The sequence below is a fragment of the Microbacterium sp. RU1D genome (assembly GCF_900156435.1).
Taxonomy (GTDB): Bacteria; Actinomycetota; Actinomycetes; order Actinomycetales; family Microbacteriaceae; genus Microbacterium.
On the sequence record NZ_FTPQ01000001.1, the window covers coordinates 1,008,783 to 1,030,330 of the forward strand.

Annotated in this window: 11 protein-coding genes; 10 read left to right on the forward strand and 1 reads right to left on the reverse strand. The window is 70.8% G+C overall.

Going from position 1 to position 21,548, the window contains the following annotated elements:
- The first annotated feature begins 84 nt into the window (after positions 1-84).
- From pxpA to B0B15_RS04555, 5 genes are all read left to right on the forward strand, one after another.
- Positions 85-837, forward strand: a complete 753-nt coding sequence (gene pxpA / locus B0B15_RS04535) for a 5-oxoprolinase subunit PxpA (protein WP_076673617.1) — start codon at positions 85-87, stop codon at positions 835-837.
- On the forward strand, positions 831-2,561 hold the full coding sequence (locus B0B15_RS04540; RefSeq protein ID WP_256334173.1) for an urea amidolyase family protein: 1,731 nt from the start codon (positions 831-833) through the stop codon (positions 2,559-2,561). The genes pxpA and B0B15_RS04540 overlap by 7 nt, the downstream gene beginning before the upstream one ends.
- 272 nt (positions 2,562-2,833) lie before the next feature.
- Positions 2,834-6,331 (forward strand): DNA-directed RNA polymerase subunit beta, encoded by a 3,498-nt coding sequence (locus tag B0B15_RS04545; protein ID WP_076673619.1) that lies wholly within the window; start codon positions 2,834-2,836, stop codon positions 6,329-6,331.
- Between the two features lie 56 nt (positions 6,332-6,387).
- Positions 6,388-10,263 carry a DNA-directed RNA polymerase subunit beta' gene (gene rpoC, locus B0B15_RS04550; RefSeq protein WP_076673621.1) on the forward strand — a complete coding sequence of 1,292 codons (3,876 nt, stop codon included), beginning with the start codon at positions 6,388-6,390 and terminating at the stop codon, positions 10,261-10,263.
- 263 nt (positions 10,264-10,526) lie between these two features.
- On the forward strand, positions 10,527-11,126 hold the full coding sequence (locus tag B0B15_RS04555; RefSeq protein WP_076673623.1) for a hypothetical protein: 600 nt from the start codon (positions 10,527-10,529) through the stop codon (positions 11,124-11,126).
- Between the two features lie 14 nt (positions 11,127-11,140).
- Here B0B15_RS04555 and B0B15_RS04560 read toward each other — a convergent pair whose 3' ends face one another.
- A complete protein-coding gene (locus B0B15_RS04560) occupies positions 11,141-11,725 on the reverse strand; it encodes a hypothetical protein (RefSeq protein ID WP_076673625.1) in 585 nt (194 codons plus the stop codon).
- A 118-nt stretch (positions 11,726-11,843) separates the two neighbouring features.
- On the opposite strand from B0B15_RS04560, the gene B0B15_RS04565 reads away from it, so the two are divergent.
- The 5 genes from B0B15_RS04565 to B0B15_RS04585 all read left to right on the forward strand — a co-directional run bounded on the left by B0B15_RS04565 (position 11,844) and on the right by B0B15_RS04585 (position 21,513).
- Complete coding sequence (locus B0B15_RS04565) at positions 11,844-12,980, forward strand: hypothetical protein (RefSeq protein ID WP_076673627.1); 1,137 nt, start codon at positions 11,844-11,846, stop codon at positions 12,978-12,980.
- Positions 12,981-13,002: 22 nt separating this feature from the next.
- On the forward strand, positions 13,003-13,485 hold the full coding sequence (locus B0B15_RS04570) for a hypothetical protein (RefSeq protein WP_076673629.1): 483 nt from the start codon (positions 13,003-13,005) through the stop codon (positions 13,483-13,485).
- A gap of 155 nt (positions 13,486-13,640) precedes the next feature.
- Positions 13,641-14,303 carry a spermidine/putrescine ABC transporter substrate-binding protein gene (locus tag B0B15_RS04575; protein ID WP_076673631.1) on the forward strand — a complete coding sequence of 221 codons (663 nt, stop codon included), beginning with the start codon at positions 13,641-13,643 and terminating at the stop codon, positions 14,301-14,303.
- Between the two features lie 125 nt (positions 14,304-14,428).
- The gene (locus tag B0B15_RS04580) at positions 14,429-15,565 is read left to right on the forward strand and encodes a serine/threonine-protein kinase (protein WP_076673633.1); all 1,137 of its coding nucleotides are present in this window, start codon (positions 14,429-14,431) and stop codon (positions 15,563-15,565) included.
- On the forward strand, positions 15,562-21,513 hold the full coding sequence (locus B0B15_RS04585; RefSeq protein ID WP_076673635.1) for an Ig-like domain-containing protein: 5,952 nt from the start codon (positions 15,562-15,564) through the stop codon (positions 21,511-21,513). Before B0B15_RS04580 ends, B0B15_RS04585 begins: the two co-directional genes overlap by 4 nt.
- Positions 21,514-21,548 lie beyond the last annotated feature (35 nt).

Genomic DNA, 21,548 nt, shown 5'->3' on the forward strand with positions numbered 1-21,548 from the left:
GCCTTCCCGAGGCACGGCGGACCGTCCGGGGGCAGCGGTGCCGGAGTCCTGCGCGCCGCCCCGCGACGGGATTACCGTGGCAGCATGCGCGTGGACCTCAACGCCGACCTGGGCGAGACCGTCGACGGGATGCCGACCGCCGACGACGAAGCCCTGTTCGCCGTCGTCTCGAGCGCCAACGTCGCGTGCGGCGCGCACGCGGGCGACATTGCCTCGATGCGGGCCGCGGTCGAGCGCGCCCGCCGCTTCGGCGTGGCCGTCGGCGCCCACCCCTCGTACGAGGATCGGGAGAACTTCGGCCGCGTCCGTCGCGATCCCGCACCCGACGATCTGCGGGCGAGCATCTCCGCGCAGCTCGACGCGCTCGCCGCGGCGGGCGCCGACCTCCGGTACGTCAAACCCCACGGCGCGCTGTACCACGCCGTGATCGACGACGCCGGGCAGGCGGCCGTGGTCGTCGCCGCCGTCGCCGACCACTCCGCCCGCCTCGGCCGCCCCCTCCCGGTGCTCGGTTTGTCGGGCGCGATCGCCGCCGCTGCGGCATCCGCGGGACTGCCCTTCGTGCAAGAGGCCTTCCTCGACCGCGGCTACACGCGCGACGGCGTGCTCGTGCCCCGCGGAGCCCCGGGCGCCGTCCTCGACGACCCGGCCCGCGTGGCGGAGCGAGCGCTCCGGCTCGTCCGCGATGGCGTGGTCGACGCCGTCGACGGCACCGAGGTCCCCGTCGACGCGGCCTCCCTCTGCCTGCACGGAGACAGCCCCGCCGCGGTCGCGATGGCCAGGGCGGTGCGCGCCGCGCTCGACGACGCGGGCGTCGAGGTGCGCGCCCCGTGGTGACGACCCCGGTGGATGCCGGCACCCCGACGCCCGAGGGCGGCACGGGGTCTCGCGTCGTCCTGCGGCCGATGGGGGAGCGGGCCGTGCTCGCCGAGGTCGCCGACCTCGACGGTGTCGTGGCGCTGCACGCCGCGCTCGCCGCGGAACCGGCCGCGGGCGTGGAGGAGCTGGTGCCCGCCGCGCGCACCGTCCTCGTCGCCTTCGACCCTCGGCGCATCGGCCGCGCGGCGGTGCGGGAGTGGATCCACCGCGCCGCCGTCGCGCCCGCCGACATCGCCCGGCCCGGACCCCTCGTCGAGGTGCCCGTGCGCTACGACGGCGCCGATCTCGACGAGACCGCGGCGATCCTCGGCATCCGCGCCGTCGACCTCGCGGCTCGACACGCGGGGGTGGAGTGGACGGTCGCCTTCACCGGGTTCGCCCCGGGGTTCGCCTACCTCGTGAGCGCGGAGTGGCCGTTCGACGTGCCGCGTCTGGCGCAGCCGCGTACGCGCGTGCCGGCCGGGGCCGTCGGGCTCGCCGGCACGTTCAGCGGCGCCTATCCCCGCGAGACCCCGGGCGGCTGGCGGCTGATCGGCACGGCCGACGCTGTGCTCTTCGATCCGGATGCCGCCGCCCCGGTGCTGCTGCCCCCGCGGGCGCGCGTCCGCTTCACCCCGCAGCGCGAGCGCGTCATCTCCGCCGCATCATCCGCCGCCGGGCTCCCCACGTCGACCGAGGTTCCCGCGTCCGCCGACGCCCCCGCGCCCACGGAGGTCGCTGTCCCCGCGGAGGTTTCTCAGCCCGTCGAAGGGACCGGAAGCCTCGCCCCACCGCCGTTCCCGGACGCGTCGACGGGCTCGGCCTCCTCCGTCGCCCCCGCCCGTCCCCGCGCGGCCCTCCGCGTCCTCGACCCCGGCGCCTTCACCACCGTGCAGGACCTCGGCCGCCCGGCCCGCGCGGACCTCGGCGTCGCGCGATCGGGAGCCCTCGACCGTGCGGCGCTGCGCGTCGCCAACCGCCTGGTGGGCAACGACGAGCGGGCGGCGGGTCTGGAGATCGCCCTCGGCGGCGTCGTCGTCCGCGCCGAGGCGGCCATCTGGGTCTGCGTGACCGGAGCCTTCGTCGACGTGGTGATCGACGACCGCGCGGTCGACGCCTATGCGCCCCAGCTCGTTCCCGCGGGGGCGGTGCTGCGCATCGGGTCCGCTCGCGCGGGACTCCGCGTCTACCTGGCCACGCGCGGCGGGATCATCGCCCCGTCCGCCCTGGGGTCGCGGTCGCGCGACGTGCTCGCCGGTCTCGGGCCCGCCCCCGTGCGCGCCGGCGACGTCCTCGAGGCGGGGGTCGCGGCATCCGCGATCCCGGTGGTCGACGCCTTCCCCTGGACGGTTCCTCCGGCCCTCCACGACGTGGCGATCACCGAGGGTCCTCGCGCGGACTGGTTCGCCGCCGACGCGTGGACCACCCTCCTCGACGCGCACTGGACCGCCTCGGGCGACGTCGATCGCGTGGGGGCCCGTCTCGACGGACCCGCCCTCGACCGCATCCGGAACGACGAGCTCCCGAGCGAGGGCATGCGGCCGGGGGCGATCCAGGTCCCTCCCCATGGGCGCCCCGTCGTCCTGCTCGCCGACGGTCCGGTCACCGGCGGTTATCCCGTGATCGCCGTGGTGACGGATGCCGCGCTCGACGCGCTGGCGCAGGTACGACCCGGTGATCGCGTGCGTTTCCGGCGCGTCTGATCCAGGCCCCGAGGGGAATGGGCGACGGGCGCACGCGGTTATACCGCAGGTCCGCAAACGCGTCAAGAATTGGACTGGACACGGCGAGTCCTCCCGCGTATGCTTGGACTTTGCGCTCCTCGATTCCCCCTGCCCTCATATGGTGGTCGGCTGAGCCTGTCCGTCCCCGCTTCACCGCGGTGTGCGACGAGCAGGTTATCGGGGCAGGAACGCACTCCACCTGACGACAAGGAATCACGAGCCCCTCGCCCGGGCTTCTGGAGGTTATTCCCTTGGCTGCTGCGAGCAACGCATCCACCACCACCACCCCGAAGAGCGGACGCGGAGCATCCCGCCTCTCGTTCGCGAAGATCTCCGACAAGCTGACCGTTCCCGATCTGCTCGCGCTGCAGACCGAGTCGTTCGACTGGCTCGTCGGTAACGAGGCCTGGAAGGCGCGCGTCGCCGAGGCCCAGGCCGCCGGTCGCACCGACGTGCCCGAGATCAGCGGTCTGGAGGAGATCTTCGAGGAGATCTCCCCGATCGAAGACCTGAGCGAGACCATGCAGCTCTCGTTCACCAACCCCTACCTCGAGCCCGAGAAGTACTCGATCGAAGAGTGCAAGGAGCGCGGCAAGACCTACGCCGCCCCGCTGTACGTCGAGGCCGAGTTCATGAACCACCAGACCGGTGAGATCAAGACCCAGACGGTCTTCATGGGCGACTTCCCGCTCCAGACCGACAAGGGCACGTTCATCATCAACGGCACCGAGCGTGTCGTGGTGTCGCAGCTCGTGCGCTCGCCCGGTGTCTACTTCGACAAGACGCCCGACAAGACCTCCGACAAGGACATCGTGTCGGCCCGCGTCATCCCCTCGCGCGGTGCGTGGCTCGAGTTCGAGATCGACAAGCGCGACCAGGTCGGCGTGCGCATCGACCGCAAGCGCAAGCAGTCGGTCACCGTCTTCCTCAAGGCCCTCGGCCTGACCAGCGAAGACATCCTCGCCGAGTTCAGCGGCTTCGACTCGATCGAGGAGACGCTGTCGAAGGACACGATCCTCACCAAGGAAGACGCCCTCCGCGACATCTACCGCAAGCTCCGTCCGGGCGAGCAGGTCGCCGCCGAGGCCGCGCGTGCGCTGCTCGACAACTTCTACTTCAACGCCAAGCGCTACGACCTGGCCAAGGTGGGTCGCTACAAGATCAACCAGAAGCTCGGCCTCGACAAGCCGCTGAGCGACTCGGTGCTGACCGTCGACGACATCGTCGCGACCATCAAGTACCTCGTCCGTCTGCACCGCGGTGACGTCACCTTCGACGGCACGCGCAACGGCCAGGCCGCCGAGATCCGTCTCGACACCGACGACATCGACAACTTCGGCAACCGTCGCATCCGCGCCGTCGGCGAGCTCATCCAGAACCAGGTCCGCACCGGTCTGTCGCGCATGGAGCGCGTCGTCCGCGAGCGCATGACCACGCAGGACATCGAGGCGATCACGCCGCAGACCCTGATCAACGTGCGCCCCGTCGTCGCCGCGATCAAGGAGTTCTTCGGAACCTCGCAGCTGTCGCAGTTCATGGACCAGAACAACCCGCTCGCGGGTCTGACCCACAAGCGCCGCCTGTCGGCCCTGGGCCCCGGTGGTCTGTCGCGCGAGCGTGCCGGCGTCGAGGTCCGTGACGTCCACCCGTCGCACTACGGCCGCATGTGCCCCATCGAGACCCCTGAAGGCCCGAACATCGGTCTGATCGGCTCGCTGGCTTCGTTCGCGCGCATCAACGCGTTCGGCTTCATCGAGACGCCGTACCGCCGCGTCGTGGACGGTCGCGTGACCGACACGATCGACTACCTCACCGCCAGCGAGGAGAGCGACCACATCGTCGCCCAGGCCGGTGTGGCCCTGCAGGCCGACGGCCACTTCGTGGAGGACCGCATCCTGGCCCGCCGCGGTCAGGGTGGCGAGGTCGACCTGTTCCCCGTCGACGAGATCGGCTACATGGACGTCTCCCCGCGCCAGATGGTGTCGGTGGCGACCTCGCTCATCCCGTTCCTCGAGCACGACGACGCCAACCGCGCCCTCATGGGTGCGAACATGCAGCGCCAGGCCGTGCCGCTCGTGCGCAGCGAGTCGCCCGTGGTCGGTACCGGTATGGAGGGCTTCGCCGCGATCGACGCCGGTGACGTCGTCACCGCCGAAAAGTCGGGTGTCGTCCTGGAGGTCTCGGCCGACGTCGTGACCATCCAGCTCGACGAGGGCGGAACGCAGGACTACTTCCTGCGCAAGTTCGACCGCTCCAACCAGGGCACGTCCTACAACCAGCGTGTGGTCGTCTCCGCCGGTGAGCGCATCGAGGCCGGCGAGGTCATCGCCGACGGTCCCGCGACCGAGAACGGCGAGCTCGCCCTCGGCAAGAACCTCCTCGTGGCGTTCATGACGTGGGAGGGTCACAACTTCGAGGACGCGATCATCCTCAGCCAGGACCTCGTGAAGGACGACACGCTGTCGTCGATCCACATCGAGGAGTACGAGGTCGATGCGCGCGACACCAAGCTCGGCAAGGAGGAGATCACCCGTGACCTCCCCAACGTCAGCCCCGATCTGCTGAAGGACCTCGACGACCGCGGCATCATCCGCATCGGTGCTGAGGTGCGTCCCGGCGACATCCTCGTCGGCAAGGTCACGCCCAAGGGCGAGACCGAGCTCAGCGCCGAGGAGCGCCTGCTCCGCGCGATCTTCAACGAGAAGAGCCGCGAAGTCCGTGACACCTCGCTGAAGGTGCCCCACGGCGAGCAGGGCACGATCATCGCGGTCAAGGAGTTCAACGCGGAGGACGGCGACGACGAGCTCGGCTCGGGCGTCAACCGCCGCGTCGTGGTCTACATCGCCCAGAAGCGCAAGATCACCGAGGGCGACAAGCTCGCCGGCCGCCACGGCAACAAGGGTGTCATCGCCAAGATCCTCCCGATCGAGGACATGCCCTTCCTGCCCGATGGCACGCCGGTCGACATCATCCTCAACCCGCTCGGCATCCCCGGTCGAATGAACTTCGGTCAGGTCCTGGAGCTCCACCTCGGCTGGATCGCCCAGCAGGGCTGGAAGGTCGAGGGCAACCCGGAGTGGGCCGCCCAGCTGCCCGAGTCGGCTCGCGAGGCCGCCCCCGGCACGAAGGTCGCCACCCCGGTGTTCGACGGCGCGTTCGAGGCCGAGATCGCGGGTCTGCTCGACTCGACGATCCCGAACCGCGACGGCGACCGCATGGTCGACTCCTCCGGCAAGACGCTGCTGTTCGACGGTCGCTCCGGCGAGCCGTTCCCGGCGCCCATCTCGGTCGGCTACATGTACATCCTGAAGCTGCACCACCTGGTCGACGACAAGATCCACGCGCGTTCGACGGGCCCCTACTCGATGATCACCCAGCAGCCGCTCGGCGGTAAGGCCCAGTTCGGTGGCCAGCGCTTCGGTGAGATGGAGGTGTGGGCGCTCGAGGCCTACGGTGCCGCGTACGCGCTGCAGGAGCTCCTCACGATCAAGTCCGACGACATCCTCGGCCGCGTCAAGGTGTACGAGGCGATCGTCAAGGGCGAGAACATCCAGGAGCCCGGCATCCCCGAGTCCTTCAAGGTGCTCATGAAGGAGATGCAGTCGCTCTGCCTGAACGTCGAGGTCCTCTCGGCCGACGGCACGGCTGTCAACCTGCGCGACACGGATGACGACGCCTTCCGCGCTGCGGAGGAGCTCGGCATCAACATCTCCAGCCGCTTCGAGTCCTCGTCGATCGACGAGATCTGAGCTTCCAGCTCAGCGACCCAGCTCAGATTTCAGAGAATTCCGACACAGGAGAACCAGTGCTCGAATCAACCACTTTCGATCAGATCCGTATCGGTCTGGCCACCGCCGACGACATCCGTCGTTGGTCCTTCGGTGAGGTCAAGAAGCCCGAGACGATCAACTACCGCACGCTGAAGCCCGAGAAGGACGGCCTCTTCGGCGAGCAGATCTTCGGACCCTCCCGCGACTGGGAGTGCGCCTGCGGCAAGTACAAGCGCGTGCGCTTCAAGGGCATCGTCTGCGAGCGCTGCGGCGTCGAGGTCACCAAGTCGTCGGTCCGCCGCGAGCGCATGGGTCACATCGAGCTCGCCGCGCCCGTCACGCACATCTGGTACTTCAAGGGCGTGCCCTCGCGCCTGGGCTACCTGCTCGACATGGCGCCGAAGGACCTCGAGAAGGTCATCTACTTCGCCGCCTACATGGTCATCTCGGTCGACGAGGATGCTCGTCACCGCGACCTGGCCACGCAGGAGAACAACATCCGTCTCGAGCTGAAGACGCTCGGCGACCGCCGCGATGCCCGCATCGCCGCGCGCCTGGCCAAGCTCGAGGAGGAGCTCGCCGCCCTCGAGGCGGAGGGCGCCAAGGCCGACCAGAAGAAGAAGGTCAAGGACGCCGCCGAGAAGGACATGACGGCGGCCCGCAAGAACGCGGACGAGCAGATCGCCAAGCTCGAGCGCGTGTGGGAGGACTTCCGCACGCTCGAGGTCGGCGCCCTGAAGCCCGAAGACGACGTCTTCCACGAGCTCCAGGACCGCTTCGGTCAGTACTTCGAGGCCCACATGGGCGCGGAGTCGATCAAGCGCCGCCTCGAGACCTTCGACCTGCAGGCCGAGGCCGACAGCCTCCACCTGCAGATCTCCGAGGGCAAGGGTCAGCGCAAGATCCGCGCGATCAAGCGCCTGAAGGTCGTCAACTCGTTCCTGCAGACCGGTATGTCGCCGGCCTCGATGGTGCTCGACGTCGTTCCGGTGATCCCGCCGGAGCTTCGTCCCATGGTTCAGCTCGACGGTGGCCGTTTCGCCACCAGTGACCTGAACGACCTCTACCGTCGCGTGATCAACCGCAACAACCGCCTCCGTCGCCTGATCGACCTCGGTGCCCCCGAGATCATCGTCAACAACGAGAAGCGCATGCTGCAGGAGGCCGTCGACGCGCTGTTCGACAACGGTCGCCGTGGTCGCCCCGTCACCGGTACCGGCAACCGCGCCCTGAAGTCCCTGAGCGACATGCTCAAGGGAAAGCAGGGTCGCTTCCGCCAGAACCTGCTCGGAAAGCGCGTGGACTACTCGGGCCGTTCCGTCATCATCGTCGGACCCCAGCTCAAGCTCCACCAGTGCGGTCTGCCCAAGCAGATGGCCCTCGAGCTGTTCAAGCCGTTCGTCATCAAGCGCCTGATCGACCTCGGTCACTCGCAGAACATCAAGGCCGCCAAGCGCGCCGTCGAGCGCTACCGTCCCGAGGTCTGGGACGTTCTCGAGGAGATCATCCGCGAGCGCCCCGTGCTGCTGAACCGTGCACCCACCCTGCACCGTCTCGGCATCCAGGCGTTCGAGCCCCAGCTCGTCGAGGGCAAGGCGATCCAGCTGCACCCGCTCGTGTGCGCGGCGTTCAACGCCGACTTCGACGGTGACCAGATGGCCGTCCACCTGCCCCTGTCGGTCGAGGCCCAGGCCGAGGCGCGCGTGCTCATGCTCGCCTCGAACAACATCCTCAAGCCGTCGGACGGCCGTCCGGTGACCCTGCCCTCGCAGGACATGATCATCGGTCTGCACCACCTCACCACCCTCAAGGAGGGTGCCGTGGGCGAGGGCCGTGCATTCGGCTCCGTGGGCGAGGCGATCCTGGCCAAGGACGAGGGCACCCTCGACCTGCAGGCGAAGGCGCGCATCCGCATCCCCGGCCTGACCTTCCTCGAGGGCCAGGCACCGGAGGGCTACGAGACCCACGGTCTCGTCGACGCCTCGCTCGGCCAGGCGATCTTCAACGACACGCTCCCCAAGGGCTACCCGTTCGTCCGCGAACAGGCCGACAAGGGCAAGCTGTCGCAGATCGTCAACAAGCTCGCCGAGGAGTACCCCAAGGTGGAGGTCGCGGCGTCGCTCGACCGCATCAAGGACGCCGGCTTCTACTGGGCCACCCGTTCGGGTGTCACGGTGGCGCTGAGCGACATCCTCACCCCGCCGAACAAGGCGGAGATCGTCGCAGGCTACGAGAAGCAGGCCGCGAAGGTCCAGGGCCAGTACGAGAAGGGTCTCACCACCGACGCCGAGCGTCGTCAGGAGCTCATCAAGATCTGGACCGAGGCCACCGACGAGGTCCAGAAGGCGATGCGGGACAACTTCCCCGCCGACAACACCATCAACCGCATGGTCTCGTCGGGCGCCCGTGGTAACTGGCTGCAGATCCGCAACATCGCGGGTATGCGAGGCCTGGTGAACAACCCCAAGGGTGAGATCATCCCGCGTCCGATCATCTCCTCGTACCGCGAGGGTCTGTCGGTCGCCGAGTACTTCATCGCGACGCACGGTGCCCGTAAGGGTCTGGCCGACACGGCCCTCCGTACGGCCGACTCGGGGTACCTGACGCGTCGTCTCGTCGACGTCTCGCAGGATGTCATCATCCGCGAGGAGGACTGCGGCACGTCGAAGGGCCTCGAGCTCCCGATCGCCGCGGCCGACTCGACCGGCACCCTGGTCAAGGACGCCAACGTCGAGAACTCGGTGTTCGCCCGCACGCTCGCCACGGCCGTCGTCGACGCCCAGGGCACCGTGCTGGCCGAGGCCGGCGACGACGTGGGCGACGTGCTCATCGACAAGCTGGTCGCCGGTGGCGTCGAGACGATCAAGGTCCGCTCCGTGCTGACCTGCGACTCGGCCGTCGGTGTCTGCGCGAAGTGCTACGGCCGTTCGCTCGCGACCGGGAAGATCGTCGACATCGGCGAGGCCGTCGGCATCATCGCGGCCCAGTCGATCGGTGAGCCCGGTACCCAGCTGACGATGCGTACCTTCCACACCGGTGGTTCCGCGTCGGCCGACGACATCACGCAGGGTCTGCCCCGCGTGCAGGAGCTGTTCGAGGCGCGTACCCCCAAGGGCGCGTCCCCGATCGCCGAGGCCGACGGTCGCATCACGATCGACGAGACCGACAAGGCCAAGAAGGTCATCCTCACGCCCGACAACGGCGACGAGCCGGTGGTCTACCCCGTCCTGAAGCGCGCGACGCTCCTGGTCGAGGACGGCCAGCACGTCTCGGTCGGCGAGCCCCTCCAGGTCGGAACGCTCGACCCCAAGGAGGTCATGCGCGTGCAGGGTGCCCGCGAGGTGCAGAAGTACCTCGTCAACGGCGTCCAGGGCGTGTACCGCTCGCAGGGTGTGCCGATCCACGACAAGCACATCGAGGTCATCGTCCGACAGATGCTCCGCAAGGTCACCGTCGTCGACCACGGCGACACCGACCTGCTGCCCGGTGAGATGGTGGACTTCAAGCGCTACCAGAACATCAACCGCGAGACGGTCGGCGAGGGCAAGCGTCCCGCGTCGGGTCGTCCCGAGCTGATGGGTATCACCAAGGCGTCGCTCGCGACCGAGTCGTGGCTGTCGGCCGCGTCGTTCCAGGAGACCACCCGCGTCCTGACGCAGGCGGCCATGGAGGGCAAGAGCGACCCGCTGGTCGGCCTCAAGGAGAACGTCATCATCGGAAAGCTCATCCCCGCCGGAACCGGACTTGCGAAGTACCGCAACGTCACGGTCGAGGCGACGGAGGAGGCCAAGAGCGAGCGGTACCCCAACCGCATCTTCGCCTCGGACGGCGCGTACAGCGACGCCGACCTGAGCTACGTCGACTTCGACAGCTTCTCCACGGACGACTTCACGCCCGGCACCTACAACTGATTGAGGCGAGAGGAGAGCGAGCTCGCTCGCTCTCCCGCGCCGATTGAAGTTGCTGAGCGACGCAGTCGCGAAGACAACTGATTCACCCCTGATCGACGGATGCCGCACCCCGGTGCGGCATCCTGATCGCCTCGAAGGCCCCCGGTTCGCGCCGGGGGCCTTCGTCGTGTCGGCCGTGTGTCGCGCGGGTGCTGAGGACGGGACGGCGTGTCGGGGAAAGGGTGCGCCGGGGGTATGCGCCTACCGTGGATGCGGAGGAACGCATGGCCCGAATCGGTGGACGCAGCCTGTGGTTGGCATGGCCGGCGGGGATCTTCTGCGCCGCGGCGGTGGTGGCGTTGGGAGTCCTGGCGGCACCCGGCATCCCGACCGCCGTGAGCTTCGTCGGCGACACGCTGCGCGCGAGCACCGATACGCCGACGGCCGCCGCCGGCACTCCTGCCGAGCCCGCGGGGGACTGTCGGCACCTCTACTCGCAGCCGCTGTGGTCGACGATGGTGTGGTCCCCCGAGGCCCTGCTGTGGCAACGCCGCACCGTCCCGCTGTCGACGCCCGAGGCGGTGGCTGCCGCCGCACCGACCGTCGTCGTCACGTGCCACTGGCGCGGCGTCAACGGGCGTTTCGTCGAGACGACCGTGTCGACGGTCGCGCCCGAGGGCGCCGCCGCGGCCCGGACGACTCTCGCGTCCCAGGGATTCGCGTGCACCGACGACGGCGGCGTCGTGCATTGCGAGCGCTCGTCCGGTGACGTGCTCGAGGTCCACGACCTCCGCGGCGACCGGTGGGTGTCGTCGACCCTCACGGGCTGGATGCCGGACGACTACGCCGCGACGGTGGCATCCCACGCGTTCTTCGGGGAGTGAACGCGGGGAGCCGTTCAGCCGAAGATCGAGGAGATGATGCTCGCGGTGTAGCCGGTGGGCGCGAGGTTGGAGTACTGGGTGTCGACCAGGACGTCATCGCGCCAGAACAGCGTCCGCCCGTCGTTGACGGGGTAGGTGTCGTTGATCCAGGTCTTCTCGCAGCGGGTGCCCTCGTCGGGGGTGTAGCAGCTGAAGCCCTGCGTGGAGACGAGGTCGTTGAGCATGTCGAGCGCGGGCCCGCGGTCCACGCGCGAGATCGTCGTCGTCAGGCTCGTCGTGTCGGCGGCCGGGTCGCGCCAGATGCAGATCAGCGAGCCGTCGGACTGCACCCCCGACGGGCCGAGGGCGGGATCGTTCAGGGGCACCGTGCCGAGTTGCGCGAGCACATCGGGTGTCAGCATCGCGCGGCAGTCCGCGGGGATGCGCACCGCGGTCGCCGTCTGCGTGATCGTGGGGATCGGGGTGGGACTGCTCGAGACGACCGGAGCGGTCTCCTGCGGCGCCGACTCGTCAGCGGAGGGGGCGCACGCCGCCAGCGCGAGAGCGGCCGCACCGACGACAGCGGCGACGAGGGCCGTGCGAGTCGGGCGACCGGACATGTGTTCAGCCTATGTGTCTCTTCGGGTCCAGGCGAGACGCACATCCGCGGCACGCCTCCCGACCGACACGCCGGACTCGGGTTAGCCTGTGGCCGCAAGTACCGCGTGAGGAGACCCCATGAGCGACCACAAGCCGCACGGCGACCCCGTCGCTGAGCCCACGAACACCCACGGCGACCCCGTCGTCGAGCCGACGAACACATACGGCGATCCCGTCGCCGAGCCGCGGGACGACGCCCACGACGTCGTCGGCCGCGCGCACGAGGGCCTCGCCGACGCCGAGGCCGCCCGCCGCGACGCCGTCGACACCGAGGCGGCGCAGGCCGCGTGGGACGAGCACGAAGCCGGGGAGCACGACGCCGCGGCTGCGGCGAACGCCCGCACCGAGCACACGGCTCCGATCGTGCACGACGCGTCGCCGGTCGCCCCCCAGACGGCATCCACCTCCTCGGTCGACCTCGACGACGAAGACGCCCGCTGGGCCGCCTACGCCGCCTCGGCCGAGCCCGAGCACGACACCTCCACCGCGCGGTACGCGACCGCCGACACCGAGGCGCCCCGTCACCACGACACGGCGACCGCGGCCGCACCGGCTGCCGCCGCAGGGGCCGCCGGTGCCGGCGCCGCCGCCGCGACCCCACCTCACGCCCCCGTCGCCGAGGAGCCGACGCGCGCCGTCGGAGGACCGCAGCCCATCTTCGTGCAGGCCCCCGAGGCGCCCCGCCCTCGCGGCAACCGCGGCGCCGCCGGTGCGATCGGCCTGCTCGCGGCCGTCGTCTTCGCGGTGCTGTACCTCGCCGCGACCCTGGGTCTCGGTCTGCTCACCGGGGGCTTCGGCGTCTCCGACCTCGGGCGCGAGGCTCTCGCCGCCCTCACGACCGCGGGCCTGTGGGTGCCGACGGTGGCCTTCTTCCTCGGCTTCTGGTTCCTCGGCGCCCTCATCAACCGGGGCCGGTGGGGGCACTGGGTCGTGTGGGGTCTGGTCGTCGGCATCATCGCCTGGCTGGGGCACCTGCTGGGCGTGCTCTTCGCCGCTCCCTTCTGGCGCATCACCTCGAGCGAGTCGCTCGACCTCCTGCAGAACAACGTCCTCGCCCCGCTGGCGATCGTGGCGTTCGTGCTCGGCCGCGAGCTGACCATCTGGTTCGGCGCCTGGGTCGCGGCGCGCGGTCGCCGCGTCACGGAGATCAACGCCGAGGCGCAGCGCGAGTACGAGCGAACGCTCGAGGCCGGTCCCCAGCTGTCGCAGCGCTGAGCCGGATGCGAATCCGGTCGCTATGACGAATGAGCCGCGACCGGCGGGGGTCACCCCGCCGGTCGCGGTCGTCTTCGCCTCCGTCACCTTCATCGCCCTGTCCATCGGCGGCCTCGGGGTGGCCAGCCTCGTGCTGAACGCCGATGTCATCCCCGTACGCGGTCTCGGTGCGATCCCCGGCGTCATCGGCCAGGTGGCCGCTCTCGCCCTTTTCGCCGGCGTGCTGATGTGGGGCCTCAAGGCGGACCCGCCGAGCTACCTCACGGCGATCCCCTGCGCCATCGCGGCGTTCGTGGGCGAGGCCGCCGGCATCGTGGTCGGCGCGCTCGTGAGCGGAGCCGATCCGGCGCGGGGCGTCGCCGCCGCGGGGAGCGTCGCGCTGGGCTTCCCCGGACCCGTCGTCGCCGCGGCGGGACTGCTCGCGGGATTCCTCGGCGTGTTCCTGTGCCGCACGGGGGCGGAAGGGCCGCGGTGGCGCTGGGAGGACGACGAAGATGCCCCGTGACGGCGGGCGTCGGCGCCGTCGTGCGTCCCTGTCGCCCAAGCATTCCGGTCCGGGCGCGGCCGTGACCGCCGCCCCGGCGCACTCACCGCCCCGTCCTGGCGCGTTCGCGCCGTGGCATCCGCACCTCTCGGGCGTGTCGCACTAGCGTAGGGGCCGTGGAGCGGTCGCTCGAAAGCCAGGTCAGCCAGGCGGTGGATGCCTGGCTGCGGTGGTTGCCGCGCTGGGAGCCCGCCAACCACCGCGGTCGCGTCGCCCCGTGTCGTCGCTGCTTCGGGTCGCCGGTGCTCTCCGCCGCGGGTCTGGGCTCCGACGTGCCGCACGGGGTGCAGCACGGACTTTCGACGCGCGTGAAGGGGATCGTCGACCACGCCGTCGCCGACTACACCTCCCGCAACCTCCCAATGCTGCAGGCCGAGCTCGACCAGCAGGCCGAGCGCAACCGCCGTCGTTCGTACCGCCCCGCCGAGGGTCTCGAGCCGGAGTTCGACGGGATGCCGCTCGACCCCGACCCCGAACCCGGGTCACCGTTCCTCTTCACCCTCTCGGGTCTGGCGGCGCAGGAGGATGCCGAGATCCCGGCCCTGCCGCCCCTCTCCGACGAGGCGAAGGCGGCGCTGCGGCAAGAGGTCGGGTTGGCCGACGATTACGCCAACATGATCGGGCGCGAGGTGTGCACGATCCTGCTGCACCATCGCCTGCGCATCCAGGCGGCAGTGGCCGAGTACGTCGAGCCGCAGATCGCGGCCCTGCTCGACGACCTCACGCGTTCCCTCGACGCACCGTTCGATCCGCGCGAGCCCGACACTCCAGCATCCTGAGCGGCCGCGCCCTCACCGGTGGTGACCTGTGCACAACGCGCAGGGCCAGGGGAGGCTGCTTTGTTAGCATCGACGGGTTGTGCGCACGCGGGGTCGCGAGCGCGTCGTTCGGGGGAGGGGGCTCGATGCCGCAGCGACTGCCGTCATCGCCGCCCATCCTGCCCGGGCTGGCGTACATCCGTCCTTTGGGGTCGGGCGGCTTCGCCGACGTCTTCCTCTACGGGCAGAACATGCCGCGCCGCGACGTCGCGGTGAAGGTCCTGCCGAGCGACGTGCGCGACACCGACCTGCTGCGCATGTTCAACGCCGAGGCCGACGTGCTGGCGCACCTGTCGGCACACCCCTCGATCGTCACCGTCTATCAGGCCGGGATCTCGGCCGACGGTCGCCCGTACATCGTGATGGAGTTCTGCCCGGGGTCGCTCGCGCAGCGCTACCGCGTCGAGCGCATCCCGGTGGACGAGGTGCTGTCGATCGGCGTGCGCATGGCGGGCGCCCTCGAATCCGCGCACCACGCGGGCCTGATCCACCGCGACGTGAAACCGAGCAACATCCTCGTCACGACCTTCGGCGCCCCGGTGCTCGCCGACTTCGGCATCTCGTCGTCTCTCGTGCGACAGGGCGCCGACGAGATGCTCGCGATGAGCGTGCCGTGGAGCGCCCCCGAAGTGGTCGCGGAGCAGACGGCGGGCACGGTCGCGAGCGAGGTGTGGAGCCTGGGGGCCACCGTGTATTCGCTGCTCGCGGGACACAGCCCGTTCGAGCGGCGTGAGAAGGGGCAGAATTCGCGCGAGCACCTGCGTCGGCGCATCGCGCGCGCCTCGTACACGGCCATCGCGCGCTCCGACGTGCCGGAGGCCGTGCAGGACGTCCTGGCGAAGTCCATGGCGCGCGACCCCGCCCAGCGGTACCCGAGCGCTCGTGCTTTCGGGGAGGCGCTGCAGGCGGTCCAGGCCGAGATGGGCGTGCCCGCGACCCCGCTCGAGGTGCCCGCCGCCGAGTGGAGTCCCGCCGCCCGCTCGATCGACTTCGCCGACAGCACCGTCCGCGGCCCCGCCCGCTCCCGCATCGAGCGCGAGACCTCCCGCAAGACGCGCGATTCCTCGGGCATCACCGGGTACGTGCGCGACGAAGACACCGACATCGCGGCGCCGGTCTCGACCGCGTCCCGGGCGCTGCCCTGGGTGCTCGCCTCGGCGACCTTGGTCACCGCCGGCGCCGTGGTGGTCGCCGCGCTCTACGCCACGGGGGTGCTGCGGTGAAGCGCCGAACCCTGGTCGGGCTCGCCTCCACCCTGGTGGCCGCGACGCTCGTCGTGACAGCGAGCATCGTGTGGCCGGGGCTCGATGCGCAGCAGACCCCCGAGGTCGACACCTCGGTCTGGGCGCTGCAGACCGGCGAGGGGCAGCGCTACGCCCGCGTCAACACCACGGTGGGCGAGCTCGACACCGTGCGCACCGCGGGCAACCCCAGCCAGGTGGCGCAAGCGGGCGACGGCGCCTATCTCTTCACCGACAGCTATAGCAAAATCACCCGCATCGACGAGGCGAGACCCGTCGACCTCGAGCAGGACCAGCTCGAGGCCGCTCCCGACACTCCGCCCGGAACCACCTCCGTCGCGACCGCCGGCGACTACGTCGTCTACCGCACCGACACGGGGGCGCTCTTCGCGGGGCGGTTGAGCCAGGCCGGGCAGCGCGCCGCCGAACTCGACCCCTTCGGCACGGCCGGCGACGACGAGGCCGTGTCCTACACGGCGGATGCCATCGCCCTCGACGACCGCGGGATGCTCTTCGCGTACTCGTCCGTCGACCAGTCCGTCATCCGGTACGACATCGACGCCGACGAGGTGCGCGCGCGCGATGTGCTCGATGTCACCGCGACCGCTCCGGTGCTCTCGGCGGCCGGCGACACCTGGGTGCTCGTCGACCCCGAGGCGGGCCGCGTGTGGGCGCGGGGCGCCGACCCGGTCGACATCGAGATGGGGGAGCAGGTCTCGGTCGGCGACGCCGACGCCACGGCCGACGCCGTCTTCCTCGCCGACGACCAGTCGCTGTGGACGATCCCCACCGACGGCTCCGGCCCCCGTCGCGAGGTCGGCGGGGGTGGCAACGTCCTGGGGCAGCCGGCCCGCCCCCTCACCCATCAGGGCGTGACGTACGCCGCGTGGCTCCTCCCGGGCGAGAGCCGCGGCGCGCTCTGGCGGTCAGACCAGGGCGAGACCGACCTCGACTACGGCGGCGCGACCATGCCCGACCAGCGTCGCCCGGTCTTCGTCGCGACCGACCACGCCGTCATCCTGAACGAGACGCGCACCGGGTGGGTGTGGACCGTCCCCGACGGTGCGCTCGTGGCATCCAGTCAGAACTGGTCGCTCGACGACCGCACCGAGGAAGCCGCGGTCCAGAGCCAGGAGCAGCTGAGTGTCGTCCTCGACCCGAAGCCCCCCATCGCCGAGCCTGACGCCTTCGGCGTGCGGGCGGGGCGTCTCACCACGCTCCCGGTGCTGCTGAACGACCATGACCCCAACGAAGACGTGCTGAGCATCGTCGCCGACAGCGTCACCGGTCTCGACCCCGGCTTCGGCACGCTGTCGCTGACCGACTCCGGACAGCGTCTGGCGGTCCGCGTGCAACCCGGAGCCACCGGCACCGCCACCTTCTCCTACGCGGTGACCGACGGCACGACGGCCGACGGACTCACCTCGGCGCCGGCGACGGTCACCCTGACCGTGTCGCCGGCCGAGTCCAATGCGGCCCCCGTGTGGTGCGGCACGGACACGTGCCTGCAGCCGTGGCCGACGCCCGAGGTGGCGCGCGGGGGCACCATCACGGTTCCCGTGCTGCCCGGGTGGGTCGATCCCGACGGCGACCCGCTCCTGCTGCTCTCGGTCGACAACCCCGGCGGCGTCGGTTCGGTCGCCTCGACCCCCGGCGGCGACGTCGTCTACCAGCACGCCGACGACGGGTCGGGCGGCGAGCAGAGCATCCAGCTCGACGTCACCGTCGCCGACACCGGCGGGGCCACCACGACCAAGCCCCTCGTCATCCGGGTCGCGCCGGATCCCACGCTCTCGGTGCAGTCGTTCGCCACCATCGACACCGTCGGCACCTCGCTCGCCGTCGACGTCGGCCCGCACGTGACGGGGACCGCGGGAGAGGTGACCCTGGGCTCCGTGCGGGTGCTCGACGACGCGGCGGCGACAGCGACGGTGGTCGGCGGCAGCACCGTGTTCGACTTCGCGGCGTCGGAGCCCGGCGTCTACCGGGTCGACTTCACCGTCAACGCGGGGGGCCGCGACGCGACCGGCACCGCGCGCATCACGCTGCTGCCCGGCGACGCACCGGCGCAGCTGTCGACGTCGCCGGTCGTGGCCTTCGTGCGTCCCCAGGAAGACGCGACCCTCGACGTGTTCACCGCGGTCTCGAACCCCACCGGACGCGTGCTCCTGCTGAGCGACGTGACGCCCGCCGCCGAGGACGGGGCTTCGCTCACCGTCGACACCGTGGGCCAGAACGACCTGCGCGTATCGGGGTCGACCGCCGACGGCGGAGCCGGCCTGCTCGGAACCGTCGGCTACGCCGTGAGCGACGGAACCGACGACGAGGGTTCCCGTGTCTCCGGCGAGGCGACCGTCTACCTTCTCCCGCCGGCACCCGAGATCGCACCGATCGCCGTCGACGACACGGTGACGGTGCGCGCGGGTGCGCAGATCGACATCCCGGTGCTCGACAACGACATCTCCCCGGCCGGTGGCCGTCCCACCCTCGACCCCTCGAGCGTGCAGGCCCAGCCCGCGAGCGACGCGCTGGCCTTCGCCTCGGGCGGCGTGCTGCGCTACCTCGCGCCCACCACGCCGGGGGCCTACGAGGTCACCTACCGCGTCTACACCACCGGGACGCCGGCGCTGTGGGACGAGGCGACCGTGCGGATCACGGTCCTCGGCAGCGAGGCGAACCGCGCGCCCCTGCCCGAGACCCTGCAGGGCCGTGTGTTGAGCGGGGGCACGACGACCGTCGACTTCCGGGCCTTCGGCGTCGACCCCGACGGCGACGCCGTTTCGCTCGACCGCATCGTCGCGCAACCCGACCGGGGGACGGCATCCATCTCTCCGGACGGGTCGTCGATCGTGTATTCGTCGGTGCCCGGCGATCGGGGCCAGGTCTCGTTCCGGTACCGGGTCTCCGACTCGGACGGCGCCACGGGCGAGGGCACGGTGCGCATCGGCATCCTGGATGCCGAGACCAACCCGAGCCCCATCACCTTCACCGACTACGTGCAGGTGCAGGCCGGCGGTGAACGCACGATCCGCGTCAGTCCGCTCGCGAACGACATCGACCCCACGCAGGGACGCCTGACCCTCACGGGTGTGCGGCCCGACCTGCCCGAGACCCTCGTCGACGGCAGCGCGAACCCCGAGTACGCGCGCCTCGACGGGTTCGTCGAAACCGTGACCGACACGGGCGTCGTGCTGCGCGCCGGCGACGAGCCCGGCACGATGTCGTTCCTGTACGACGTCGAATCCGACTCGGGCAACACCGGGCGCGGACTCATCGTCGTCAAGGTCGTGCGGGAGAGCGTCCCCGATTACCCGGTCGTCACCGACACGGTGCTCACCGTCGAGAACCGCGACGATTTCACCACCGGGGTCGACGTCGTCGCGGGGCGCGCGACCTGGTCCGGGGGAGAGGTCGCCGACCTCGACGTCTCGCTCTGGGGCCAGCCGACCGATGTGCGCCTCGATGGACGGCGCATCTCGGGCGAGCTGCCGGCGACACGTCGCGTCATCCCGTTCGCGGTGTCCGGACGAGTGGGCGACACAGACGTGACCACGTACGCGTTCCTCCGCGTCCCCGGCGACGACGACCTGAGCCTCGCGCTGCGGCCCGGTTCGGCGCAGCGGGTCGATGAGCTGTCGTCCGTGCAGTTCGACATGGCATCCCTCGTCGCCCTCCCCCGTCGCGCTACGCTCGAGGTCGGTACCGACGTCTCCACCACCGGCGTCCGCGCCGAGGGCCGCTGCTCCGTAACCGGGTCCGTGGTGCAGTACGACGCCGGCGCGGGCTCGCCGTGGACCGATGCGTGCCAGGTGCCGGTGCGCGTGGCGGGGACGCAGGACTGGACCGTGCTCTCGGTGCCCATCGGTGTCGTCGCGCGCGACCCGCAGCCCGAGCTGCGGCCCGGTTCGCTGACGGTCGGTCCCGGCGAGACGGCGACGTTCGACCTGCGCAACATGACCTCGTGGCAGCTCGGGCGTGAGGACTGGGCCGGCATCCGCTACGCGCTCGACTACAGCGGATCCGCCTTCCAGGTCTCCCTCGACGGGTCGATCGTGACGGTGGTCGGTGGCGACCGCGCCGTTCCCGGAACCGACAACGCCGCGGTCATCGCGGTCACCAGCCACAATGCGGTGGCACCGGCGCGACTGGTGCTCCGCGTGGGAGCCGCCCCCTCGACCCTGCCCCAGGGCGGCACGACCTCGTCGCAGTGCTCGCAGGCGCAGGGCTCGAGCTGCTCTATCGACGTGATCGGCATCAGCGGCGAGGTCAACCCGCTGCCGCGCACCCCGCTGGAAGTCGTGGGCGTGCGGCCCACGGCCGCCTGCACCGGCGTGTCGTTCGCGGTCGGGTCGACCTCGAGCGTCGTCGCCTCGTGGACGGCCGACGCCCCCGGCGCCACGTGCAGCGCCAGCGTGACCCTCCGCGACGCCCAGGGCCGCTCGACCGCGTCGACGCGCGACGCCCGCGTCGTGCTCGACCTCCTCGGCTACCCGCGCGCCCCCGCGAGCGTGCGCCAGACGGCCTTCGCCGACGGGTCGCTGACGCTCCGCGTCGACCCGGGCGAGGCCCGCCGCGCGTACCCCGCGCTGGCCGGGTTCACGGTCCGCTCTCGCGGGGAGGTCGTCGCCCAGTGCGGACCCGACGGCGGGTGCCCCGTGATCTCCGCCCCGAACGGCGAGCAGCGCGAGTACGTCGTGACCGCCGTGAACAGCGTCGGCGAATCCCGCGGCGCCGTCCGCACGACGGCGTGGGCCTACGCCTCGCCCGACAAGCCGAAGTCCGGCGACTTCGCGCCCGTGGACAACGGCGGCGACGGGGGCGTGGCCGACCTGACCATCCGCGGCATCGACGCGGCCGAGACCGGCAGCCTCGAGATCGTCAGCGCCGCGGGACAGAAGCGCACCGTCGACATCGGCCGCAACCAGGAGAACGTCTCGATCGACGCGTTCCCGGTGGGCAGCAACTCCTCCACCCAGATCACGGTGACCCCGATCTCGCGCTTCACCGTGCCGCCGGGGCTCGGCGGCTCGCAGAGCGGTCAGGCGCTCGTCTTCACGGCGCACGGCGTCGGCAAGCCGCAGCAGCTCTCCCTCACGCTCACCTCCGAGCGCGAGGGCGGCGGCAAGGTCACGATCGTCGCCGAGGGCTCGGCGTCGAAGAACGGCGACGGCTCCGAGGTGCGCTACGGCTTCGCCATCGACGGCTCGTGCCGCGTCGGCGACGACGGGCCGCGCCGCGAGTTCCCGGGCAAGGACGACGGCGTCACCTACACGGTCCGCATGTGCGTCGATTCGGTCTACGCCGGCTCGAGCTTCGGTTCCGACCAGACCGAGAAGAGCATCGACGCCGCGCAAGACACCACCGCTCCGCAGGGATACACGTTCCGCGTCGGGTCGAAGCCCGACGTGAGCGGCGACACGGCCCGATGGAGGATCAGCGGCATCCAGGAGGGGACCAAGCCCCCGCGCAACAACAGAGTCGTCTACGACAACTGGAACGACGGCACGTCGGTCTACGACAGCGACCCGGACATCGGCGTCTACTTCCAGCACAACGTCTGGCAGACGCGTTCCGAGCGCGGCCAGGTGAAGCCGGCATCCGGCAGCGCGCCGTACCAGGTGCAGGCGACGGCTCGCATCGACTCCTGCGTCGCGGGCAGCGAGCTGAAGCTCGGCTGGAAGACCAGCAACGGCGAGGCGCGCACCTCCACCGACCGCTCCGGGGTCGTGTACTACGACAAGAGCGGCAAGAAGCTCGACGCGAGCGACCCGACCGTCGTCCCGAAGGGCGCGGTGCGCGTCGAGAACGCGAAGCTCCTGGTCAGCTGGTCCGCGAAGGGCTGGGGTCTCGACGACGCCACCCTCGTCACCGGCGGCGCCTGCGACCCCGGCAAGGCCGACCCCTCGCAGCCGCCCCAGGGCGACGACTGACCCCCGGCATCCATCCATCCCCCACAGGAAGAACG

Bases quoted from the DNA above. Each gene is read 5' to 3' on its own strand.
- B0B15_RS04560 (WP_076673625.1), bottom strand. From the start codon at position 11,725: ATGTCCGGTCGCCCGACTCGCACGGCCCTCGTCGCCGCTGTCGTCGGT.
- B0B15_RS04570 (WP_076673629.1), top strand. From the start codon at position 13,003: ATGACGAATGAGCCGCGACCGGCGGGGGTCACCCCGCCGGTCGCGGTC.
- B0B15_RS04565 (WP_076673627.1), top strand. From the start codon at position 11,844: ATGAGCGACCACAAGCCGCACGGCGACCCCGTCGCTGAGCCCACGAAC.
- B0B15_RS04555 (WP_076673623.1), top strand. From the start codon at position 10,527: ATGGCCCGAATCGGTGGACGCAGCCTGTGGTTGGCATGGCCGGCGGGG.
- B0B15_RS04580 (WP_076673633.1), top strand. From the start codon at position 14,429: ATGCCGCAGCGACTGCCGTCATCGCCGCCCATCCTGCCCGGGCTGGCG.
- pxpA (WP_076673617.1), top strand. From the start codon at position 85: ATGCGCGTGGACCTCAACGCCGACCTGGGCGAGACCGTCGACGGGATG.